A 2,674-nucleotide genomic window follows, 5' to 3' on the forward strand; every position below is an offset into this window, starting at 1 on the left:
ACCGCGCCCATGCGGTGATAGTCACGATGCACCAGCGCGTTGGCGACCGCCTCGCGGAAGGCGCCCAGGTCCACCTTGGGTACGGGCACGCGGAACAGACCGACTTGTATTTCACGCTCGGGATTGTAAGGGCGGAAATTCGTCTCCAGCCAGTCCAGCGCCTTAAGCAGCGGGAAGCGGCGAAATTCGTTGAAGCCGACCGCCTCGCGCGCCAGCACCTGGAACGCGAATTCATGCGTGCCAACCAGTTCGCGCAGCGCCAGCTCTTTGCCCAGCAACAGCATGCCCGTCAGCGTGGGCACGCGGGTGCCATCGCTCTGGCGCGCGGTCAATCCAAGCGCGCCATCAAGCGCTTCGTCATCGAGTTCAAGCAGCACGCGGTCGCCGCCATATTGCTGCACGCTCTGGCGCAGGCGTTCGCGCTCCAGCGGATCCAGGTCACTGAGCTTGGCGCCAGCAACCGCCTGAGCGGAAGCATCCACCAAGCCAAAGGTGGTGGCGCGACTGGCACGGTCATGCGGCAACATCGCCACGCATTCGGGCTGGCCGTCGGCCTTCAGGCGCCGGCGCAGATACACGCCGCCGGTGGTCGCCACTTCGCCATGCGCCTTGGGTATGACGATGCGCGCCACCTGCACAGCGCCCAGCGCGACCGGCGTGACCACGACCGCCAGCGACGGCGATGTGCGCGCGGCCACCAGTCCAGCCAGTCCGGCCAGTTGCATATGTTCGACGTGTAGGCCCGTTGGCGTGCCATCGTCTTCCACACCCAGCCACAGTTCGCCACCGTCAGCGTTAGCCAGGCAAATGATGGCCTCGACCAGATCGTTGTCGGACAGGCGCTTGCGGTCGCTCTTGAACTCGACGGTGAGGGATTCGCGCTGGGGCAGGGTTGGGGTCATGGCTACACGTTATGGAGTCGGGCAGATGGGGTGGTGCGGATGCGGCCGGTCAAGAAGTCATCCATCAATCCGCTTTTTTGGCTTATGCAATTTAGCATTTAGACATGCCGAAGTATCGTTGACATGGCGGCAACCGTCAAATCCTCAGCGAGTGATTAATCCGCAGCATCAGGCGCAGGGCGATGCGCGCTTTGTCCAAGGGGGCACCCTTAAAGGACCACTACTGAGGTTCCCCGGACCAGAATATTCTATTTGCAACCTGCTCGTAGCCTGTTCGTTGCTCATTCGTAGCTCATTCGTAGCCTGTTCGTAGCTCATTCGTAGCTCATTCGTAGCTCATTCGTAGCTCATTCGTAGCCTGTTCGTAGCTCATTTGTAGCCCGTTAGTGCCCTGCGAAAAACCGCAGGAGGCATTACACCCTCTGGTGACCGTCATCCTGGCCTGGTGCGGGGAGTCCCCGCGCCCCTGCCGATCTATCACACATCACGCAACCTCCGGTTGGGCCGCAAAGCCGCGCCAGCGCTGGCTTTGCGCGTTTACGTGTCTCGGCTCTCTGTTATACAAGCCTCCCCCGATTGAACCGCAAAGCCGCACCAGCACTCGCTTTGCGGCAGATTTGGGCGTTAACACGCTCCGGTCCTCGGCGAAACGGTTTAACGCCAGGAAGAATCCGCCGCAGGGACTGCAGGCCTGCAACTGCTCGAGCAAATCGCCCGCACTGGTCACGCGGTGGCCTTGAGGGCAAGGCACCGGAGTTGCTGGCGTCACTGCGGCCTGTCGCGAACGGTGCTGGCCGGCACATGCTGATCACCGCCCATTATGCCGGTGACAATCTGCATCCAGTCGCATGCGCTGAGCATCGCGGCGTTCCGGGCCGCCCGGCCTCGCAGAGCAGGATTCCGTTGAGCACGAAGTGCGAATAAGGAGTTGTGATGGAGGAATACACGCTCGCGTGTAGGCCTACATCACCTATCCTGCCCTGCTCTCAGCGTCGATTGATTCACGAATGTGTCCGGTAGGTTGGCCGGTTTGAGCGGGTTTTTGTGCGGTTTTGGCAGGGTTCTGACCGAAACTCAGGCAACAGATAAATCCGCAGGTATGGATTTCAGATTATTGAGGACTGAACCGGCTCCAGCTGCCGACCTGCCAGATGCGTGCGGCGCCGCTGCTGCATGACGGCGCCGACGTTGGTCATGCTGACGAGTGCCCGCCGGCGCACCGCACCCACCGTCAGCAACTTGGGGCCGCCGCCCTGCTCATGCCCCGTATCGGCAACGTGGACGATGCGGTGCACCCTGCCGACGTCCGCGCTCATGCTGGCCCGTCCTCGCGGCAATGGCGTCTTGCCACGCCGCAGCTTCCGGGCTCATCAAATAGTAATAATAATATTACTATTATTATTATTCTTCTTATTATTCTTATTATTACTATTACTGCAGGCCTGAGACGGCCTCAGCTTTGTTCTGGATGAGTGCGGCTCAGCGGACTGAGCCGCATCGGCAGCCGGACTGAGCCGCATCGGCAGCCGGACTGTGCCGATGCAGCGCGGGAGGGTCGGCGGATGATGCCGTAGGTAAAAGATTCAGGCAGGAAGTTAAAACACCAGTTTCCTTTTCGCAGCATTGGGCAAACTCAAGCGTGCGCCATCTTTCCGGCGCAAGTCGCTTCAAGCTGGCGCTGCGACAAAACCGCTTGGTGGTCGGCGCCCTACTTTGTCGTTAGACCTGCCGCGACGAGGAGACACCGCATGAACACCAGACACACCGACAGC

Annotated in this window: 2 protein-coding genes; both read right to left on the minus strand. The window is 60.7% G+C overall.

The annotated features are described in order from the left end of the window. On the minus strand, positions 1-902 hold a 902-nt coding region (locus DUPY_RS00550; protein ID WP_208599971.1), incomplete at its 3' end, for an AlbA family DNA-binding domain-containing protein. A gap of 1,106 nt (positions 903-2,008) precedes the next feature. Beyond that, complete coding sequence (locus DUPY_RS00555; RefSeq protein ID WP_070245789.1) at positions 2,009-2,218, minus strand: hypothetical protein; 210 nt, start codon at positions 2,216-2,218, stop codon at positions 2,009-2,011. Positions 2,219-2,674: the final 456 nt, after the last annotated feature.

Source organism: Duganella phyllosphaerae, from assembly GCF_001758785.1.
In the GTDB taxonomy this organism is placed as follows: domain Bacteria; phylum Pseudomonadota; class Gammaproteobacteria; order Burkholderiales; family Burkholderiaceae_D; genus Rugamonas; species Rugamonas phyllosphaerae.